Origin of the sequence: Paenibacillus plantiphilus (assembly GCF_927798095.1) — a bacterium.
In the GTDB taxonomy this organism is placed as follows: domain Bacteria; phylum Bacillota; class Bacilli; order Paenibacillales; family Paenibacillaceae; genus Paenibacillus_Z; species Paenibacillus_Z plantiphilus.
Genome location: NZ_CAKMMF010000036.1, coordinates 43,467 through 50,286, shown reverse-complemented (window position 1 = coordinate 50,286; position 6,820 = coordinate 43,467). Strand labels below are relative to the sequence as shown.

General features: G+C 49.2%; 7 protein-coding genes. 4 read left to right on the top strand and 3 right to left on the bottom strand.

Features of this window, described 5'->3' with window-relative positions; all coding sequences use genetic code 11:
• Nucleotides 1-680: 680 nt before the first annotated feature.
• Genes L6H65_RS23400 through L6H65_RS23390 form a run of 3 tightly spaced genes read left to right on the top strand, consistent with a single transcriptional unit; the run spans nucleotide 681 to nucleotide 3,200 of the window.
• A complete protein-coding gene (locus L6H65_RS23400; RefSeq protein WP_236345553.1) occupies nucleotides 681-1,043 on the top strand; it encodes an arsenate reductase family protein in 363 nt (120 codons plus the stop codon).
• Nucleotides 1,021-2,283: an aminotransferase class I/II-fold pyridoxal phosphate-dependent enzyme gene (locus L6H65_RS23395; protein WP_236345550.1), complete on the top strand. Its 1,263-nt coding sequence runs from the start codon at nucleotides 1,021-1,023 to the stop codon at nucleotides 2,281-2,283. Before L6H65_RS23400 ends, L6H65_RS23395 begins: the two co-directional genes overlap by 23 nt.
• Before the next feature lie 17 nt (nucleotides 2,284-2,300).
• A complete protein-coding gene (locus tag L6H65_RS23390) occupies nucleotides 2,301-3,200 on the top strand; it encodes a 5'-3' exonuclease (protein ID WP_236345536.1) in 900 nt (299 codons plus the stop codon).
• A gap of 340 nt (nucleotides 3,201-3,540) precedes the next feature.
• On the opposite strand, the gene L6H65_RS23385 is transcribed toward L6H65_RS23390, so the two are convergent.
• Complete coding sequence (locus L6H65_RS23385; protein ID WP_236345533.1) at nucleotides 3,541-4,200, bottom strand: fumarylacetoacetate hydrolase family protein; 660 nt, start codon at nucleotides 4,198-4,200, stop codon at nucleotides 3,541-3,543.
• Between the two features lie 247 nt (nucleotides 4,201-4,447).
• Between L6H65_RS23385 and L6H65_RS23380 the strand changes: the two genes are divergently transcribed.
• Nucleotides 4,448-5,842: a phosphodiester glycosidase family protein gene (locus L6H65_RS23380; RefSeq protein ID WP_236345530.1), complete on the top strand. Its 1,395-nt coding sequence runs from the start codon at nucleotides 4,448-4,450 to the stop codon at nucleotides 5,840-5,842.
• A gap of 78 nt (nucleotides 5,843-5,920) precedes the next feature.
• On the opposite strand, the gene L6H65_RS23375 is transcribed toward L6H65_RS23380, so the two are convergent.
• Nucleotides 5,921-6,199 carry a hypothetical protein gene (locus L6H65_RS23375; RefSeq protein ID WP_236345499.1) on the bottom strand — a complete coding sequence of 93 codons (279 nt, stop codon included), beginning with the start codon at nucleotides 6,197-6,199 and terminating at the stop codon, nucleotides 5,921-5,923.
• A gap of 50 nt (nucleotides 6,200-6,249) precedes the next feature.
• Complete coding sequence (locus L6H65_RS23370; RefSeq protein WP_236345496.1) at nucleotides 6,250-6,546, bottom strand: DUF3055 domain-containing protein; 297 nt, start codon at nucleotides 6,544-6,546, stop codon at nucleotides 6,250-6,252.
• Nucleotides 6,547-6,820: the final 274 nt, after the last annotated feature.

The following is a 6,820-nucleotide window of genomic DNA, read 5'->3' as shown; positions in this document are numbered from 1 at the left end:
CGCTTGAACTCTTCATCAAAATGCTGACGGATATCGCCCATGACACACCTCGACCTTTTCATTTGTTTTTATTGTAACAGGTCGCTGATACAGCGTGTCTACTTTCTAGTCTACAAGCAGAGTAGCGCTGTAAGGCTGAAAAATCCTCTTACAGATGACAAGCCGCCAGGGAAACCTCTTCGGCATTCGCTGTAAGGTGGAAAATTTCAGCGTTACAGCGCGAAAAAATGGATCGAGTAGCGCTGTAAGGCTGAAAAATCCTCTTACAGATGACAAGCCGCCAGGGAAACCTCTTCGGCATTCGCTGTAAGGCGGAAAAACCGCGTTACAGCGCGAAAAAATGGATCGAGTAGCGCTGTAAGGCTGAAAAATCCTCTTACAGATGACAAGCCGCCGGAGAAACCTCTTCGGCATTCGCTGTAAGGCGGAAAAACCGCGTTACAGCGCGAAAAAATGGATCGAGTAGCGCTGTAAGGCTGAAAAATCCTCTTACAGATGACAAGCCGCCGGAGAAACCTCTTCGGCATTCGCCGTTAGGCGGAAAAACCGCGTTACAGCAAGGAATGGTAAACATGAGGTTCGCAAGCTGTATTTATACGTAAATTTCAAATAAACCCCAAATCACGTTTTCATTCCGGAGGATGTAGTGGGGCTGTATGACCTAAAGAAGGAGAATAACATTGAAAAAATTAACGATATACGAATATCCCAAATGCGGAACATGCCGCAGCGCAGTAAAATCGCTCAAAAGCAAGGGCTATGAGCTTGAATCGCATAATGTGTTCGAAACCGCACCTTCCGTCGAAACGCTGACATCGATCATCGAACGGAGCGGATTGGAAATTAAGAAATTTTTTAATACCTCCGGTGAGGTTTACAAGGAAATGAATCTGAAGGACAAGCTGCCAGGCATGTCAGATTCGGAGAAGATCGCCCTGCTTGCTTCCAATGGCAGACTTATTAAGCGGCCAGTTGTTACTGATGGCAGCACTGTTACTGTTGGCTACAAAGAGGACGAGTATGTCCGAGTATGGGGCGAATAAGCGCATGGAAGGTGAAGCAACGGTGACTACGCGGTCATGGCGGGCGGATCGACTGAACAAGCTCGGTTCATCGATTTTTGCGGAAGTAGCGGAATGGCTGGAAGCAGCGCGAAAACAAGGGCAGGATGTTATCGATCTCAGCATTGGCAGCCCGGATATTCCGCCATCTGATGCGATCAGGAAGGCTCTCAGCGAAGCGGTGCTTCGAGAGGATGCCTATGGTTATCCCGGATCTAAAGGGAGCGCTGCGTTTCTGCAGCAAGCGGCCGATTGGCTACTGTATCGTTTCGGCATTGCAATGGATCCCAGTAGTGAGGTGCTGTCATTGATGGGCTCGCAGGATGGACTTGGTCACCTCGGGCTCTCCCTATGCAACCCTGGGGATGTTGCGCTTGTGCCGGACCCCGGCTATCCTGTCTATTCAGCAGGGCTTGCTCTTGCAGGAATCGAGCCCTACTATATGCCGCTCAGAGCAGAAAACAACTTTCTGCCTGATTTCGAGGACATCCCGCAGGAAGTATGGCAGAGGGCGAGGTTTATGCTTCTCAACTATCCGAGCAATCCGGTATCAGCCGTTGCGGATGAGGTATTCTACGCCAAGGCAATAGCAGCAGCGAAACAGCATCATGTGCTGATTGTTCATGATTTGGCTTATTCGGAGATGGCGTTCGACGGCTACCGGCCTCTCAGTATTTTTCAGATTGAGGGAGCTATCGATGTTGCCGTTGAATTCCACTCTCTTTCCAAAAGCTTCAATATGGCAGGATGTCGAATCGGTTTCCTGATCGGCAATAGGGAAGCGGTCGGCGCACTGCGTGAGTTGAAGGCCAATATCGACTACGGCGTGTTTCTTCCGATACAAGAAGCGGGAATTGTTGCGCTGCAGGAGGATATGAAGGGGAATAAGGGGTCCGTTGGTCCTGTGTACGAAAAAAGAAGAAATGTGCTGCTGGATGCGCTGCGAGACGAGGGATGGGATATCGCGAAGCCCAAAGCAACAATGTTCGTGTGGGCGCCGCTGCCGCCTATGAGATGGAATTTGTCGGAAAAATGGAATTCTCGTCGCATTTCCCGGGAAATGTTAACTCATGCAGGTGTGGCAGTAGTGCCAGGCGATGCGTTCGGAGCAGAGGGTGAAGGTTATGTGCGGATCGCTCTGGTTGAGGATGAGCAGAGATTGATAGAAGCTGCGCGGCGAATCGGGCATTTTATACGCGGGGAACAAATCATTAACAAATGACAAAGGGGAACGAGCAGATGGAGCTTCAGATGGAATTGGAGATGGATGGGGAGAAGGGGAATAGACTGCTGCTTGTCGACGGGATGGCGCTGCTGTTCCGGGCGTTCTTTGCCAACTCCTATGGCGGAAGCGTTCGTCGGACGAGTACGGGTGTACCTGTGAATGCGATATATGGATTCGTGAAATATTTTATGGATGCGGTGCAAAGGTTTCAGCCTACTCATGTGGTCTGCTGCTGGGATATGGGAAGTCAGACGTTCCGAACGACTCAATTCGAGGGCTATAAAGCGAATCGTCCTTCGGCGCCGGAGGATCTTGTTCCGCAATTCGACCTTGTGAAGGAGGTCGTTGAGAGCTTCGGTGTTCCCAATGTCGGCATTGTTGGCTATGAGGCGGACGATTGTATAGGCACACTGGCTAAACGCCATCGTGACGATGCTCATGTGTTCGTTCTGTCGGGAGATCATGATTTATTGCAGCTGGTAGATGACCGGATTACGGTCGTTATTATGAAAAAAGGGCAGGGCAACTACGCCATCTACACCCCTGAATTCCTGCTTGAAGAGCGGCAGTTGACGCCCCAGCAGGTTATCTGTGTGAAAGGGCTAATGGGAGATACGAGCGATAATTATCCAGGTGTTCGCGGTATCGGCGAGAAAACGGCTCATAAGCTTATACAAGAATTCGGCTCCGTTGATGGCGTGTTATCGAATCTGGACAGCCTGTCCAAAACCATTCGGGCGAAAATCGAAGCTGACCTCGACATGCTCCATTTATCTCGCGAGCTTGCTTGTATTCACTGTGAAGTACCGGTTGAGCTGGATTTCAGCGCGAGCAGTTGGGCAGTCAATCGTGCGCAAGTGGTCAGCAAGTTCGAGGAGCTGGAATTCCGTAGCTTAATGGCACTCATAAGTTAATTGCAGGACAGATCAATGACAGGAATTGAGCATAGGAATTGAACGTAGGAATTGATTATAGGAATTCAATATAGGAATTCAATATAGGAAATGAACATAGCAAATGAATATAGCAAATGAACATAGTAAATGAACATAGCAAATGAACATAGCAAATGAACATAGTAAATGAACATAGCAAATGAACATAGCAAATGACCATAGCAAATGAACATAGAGATTGATCATAGCAATCGAATACAGCAATCGAATACAGCAATCGATCATAGCAGTTGAACAAACCCGATGATAGTAGAATGACTACTATCATCGGGTTTTTTAATGCAGAATTTCATTGTATTTAATCGTTTGATAGCTCTACCAACAGCGGGCCGAAACGATCCTCACGTCCAGCAAGCCTGTCATTAAGCAGCAGCTCAAATTGATCTTCGTCAGCGACCGCGCCGACACCTTCGGGTGTGCCGGTATAGATAATATCTCCTTCTCCCAGTCCTAATCGTGTGCCAATGAAATCGACTAGCGTATCGAGAGTAAACAGCATGTCCGTTGGTGAGCCATGTTGAACGGTTTCGCCATTCTTAATGAGACTGAACTCCAACTGCTCCAAGCTTGAGCTGTCTGTAAAGGGGCGGAATTCGGTTAATACGGCTGAACCGATGAAGCCTTTGGCTAGCAGCCAGGGATGCGCTTTGTCTTTCAGCTTGGTCTGTACGTCTCTGGCTGTCCAATCAATGCCCAGCGCAATACCGTCGATCAATTGATCAAGCGGCATTCCTTTGTGAAAGGTCTTGGCGATTCTGACGACGACCTCTATTTCGTAATGGATTTCACCGATATCGCCTGGCAGCAGCAGCTTGCCAGTAGCCGGACTCAACGCATGAGTTGGCTTGCCGAAAATCATCGGCTCCTTAGGCGCTTCATTGCCCAATTCCTGAGCGTGCAGTGCATAGTTGCGTCCAACGCAATAAATATTGCGAATGGCTTCAAACGATTGCGGCATGATTCAATCCTCCAATTGTTACAGCAAAGTTTATTTTATCTCCTATCCATCGTATCGGATTCTTCGCCCCATTTCCATTGCTCTTCAACAATTCGAATATTTTTGCAGAAGGAGGGAGGGGAGCCGTTATAATGTTTCATCTACAAGCTGCTTCTATGAAAATTGAGACCAAAGTATTAATAATCCACGGAATATTTCCGAAAACATAACAATATAGGTCTAACAGCTGAGATGAGGAGAATGGAATATGGGTAGATGGAACTTTAAAATGTTTGCGATAAGCACGATAGCGGCAGCTTCGTTGGTAGGGACGACTGTAGGGGCGGACGTTGTTTTTTCTGGTGAAAGAGCGAAGTTTGCGAATAATGAGACACAGCGGGAAGCGGTCAAATTGTCCTATCCAGCTTCCAGTATCGAGCTATCGCTGGGATCGCGCCTGATGATCGGCAATAAATTGACTGCATCTGTGCCGGTATTGCTCAAATATGAGGTTGGCAATCCTGCGGTTGTCAAAGTGAATCAACAAGGTGTGCTTCTTCCGGCCACTGCCGGTAAAACAACAGTAACGGTTTCCGTTGTTTCTGCCGGTTACACGGGCCAGCTGAAGCTGCCGATTACGATTTCGGCACCGAAGCCGGCAGCAGGTGCAGTAAAGCCAACCTTCGAGGTTCGAAAGGTGAAGGCGGGAGGCAGAACATATTCGGTTAACACAGTAACGATTCCTAAGGGAACGCCGGTAACAATCGGGGCAGCAGATCGAGCTGTAGGCTCCACCCAGCCGCTTGCCGGTATTGCCAAGGCGTACAATGCGGATATCGCGATTAACGGAACATTCTTTGAAGCTTATGGAGGGGCGCCTGATCCATTCGGGAATCTTATCATTGACGGGATGGCCGAGCATATGGGCAACTTGGGGACAACGATTGGCTTCAAGTGGGATGGAAGCACAGTAATGGATTCGCTGCGGCTGAAAATTTCCGGAGAAGTGGAAGGCAGTGGAGGCGGTAAACGGGGCTGGTACACCTATTTTATTAACCGCAAGCCGACATCAGGAACGGCAGCAACATTATTTACACCTAAGCGCGGCGGTAAGCTGGGTTTTACGGCGGAAAAGGCTATCGTGGTGCAAAATGGCATCGTCACACGTATTGCGAGCAATGAGAATGCTGCGATACCTAAGGATGGCTATGTGCTCGCCTATATGGGCGCGGAGCTTGGACAAGCGAGCCGTTTTGAAGTGGGCGATAAAGTATCGTACACCGTCAAATATGAGGATATGAACGGCAATAAGCTGGATTGGAGCGATGTGCACACTGCTGTCGGTGCTGGACCAAGGCTTGTGAAGGATGGCAAGGTGGCGGTGAATGCGGCTGCAGAAGGGTTCCGCGACCCGAAAATTTTGACTGGCGGCGGTGCTCGCAGCGGAATTGCCATACGGAAGGATGGTTCAATCCTGATTGTAACGGTGTCAGGCGCGACCATGAAGCAATGGGCGCAGGTTATGGTCGCGATGGGGGCGCAGCAGGCAATGAATTTGGATGGCGGGGCATCGTCCGGCATGTGGTACAAGGGAAAGACGATTACATCGCCTGGGCGCGAGCTAAGCAATGCGTTGGTATTCGGTGAACGGTTGAAATGGTAAAATAGAGATAGGGGCTGTTGCAAAGTAGTGTGCTACTTTGCAACAGCCCCTAAAGTGCAGTGGGCGCTGATGTGTTAATCAGGGTTCATCCAGCGCATCTGGAATGGCATTGCCGTGACCGCTATCGCCGGGATATTCGCGTTCCATGCCAGCGTGCAGCTCGCGATTCTCGTAGTCGAACCGATTGGACGGCCGCTGATCGATTCGCCAAGGCTTGCTTTTGCCCAATACAAGCACTGGTATATCCGAGCCATAAGGCCCCTCGGGAAATTCCTCGGCGGTAAGATCGTTGCGCTGTGATTCGACTGTCGACAGATCGGTGTAGGGCTGGCGATTCTCATCAATGAAACGGCTCAATGTGAATTCCTCCTGTAACAGCAGTCTATTACTGTAACAGTGTACCCCGATTAATCGGTAAAATTCACCGTTCCCACTATGAGGCTCAAAAATTCACTGAGCTCGGCTGCCTCTTCCTCTGTCAGCTTGAAGGTATATTCGATGTAGCCTTCCTCTTCAAGATCGTCTGGACCGATGATAGCGGTGCGGCCATTCTGGAGATCGGTTACTAGCATCTTGCCGTAGAATCGGCTTGTCGAGGTGATAGCCAGATCAAACCTTTTGTAGCCGGGCGTGATGAACGTAACAAAGCGAGTCGAAGTATTCTCAGTAGAATCAGACATAAAATCATAATCAGGCAGCAGCATTTTGCAGTTTCCTCCTTCAATTGCTGAACAAAGCATCATATTCACGCGCATTGCATGTTCGTACTATCATAGCATTGCGCGCCAACAGGGGGCAACCGAGAGTGTGCGATTCCTGATAAAAGCAGCAGCATACCAATTCATTCATTGTATGCTATTGCTAAATCAAGCAGTATTATGCTATGATTGCAGCAATCGAATCGTTGAACGGGAGGAAGCACCTCTCTGGTCACTATGTGGCTGGGGAGGTGCTTTTTTTGTTGTCCCTGCTCCTGGC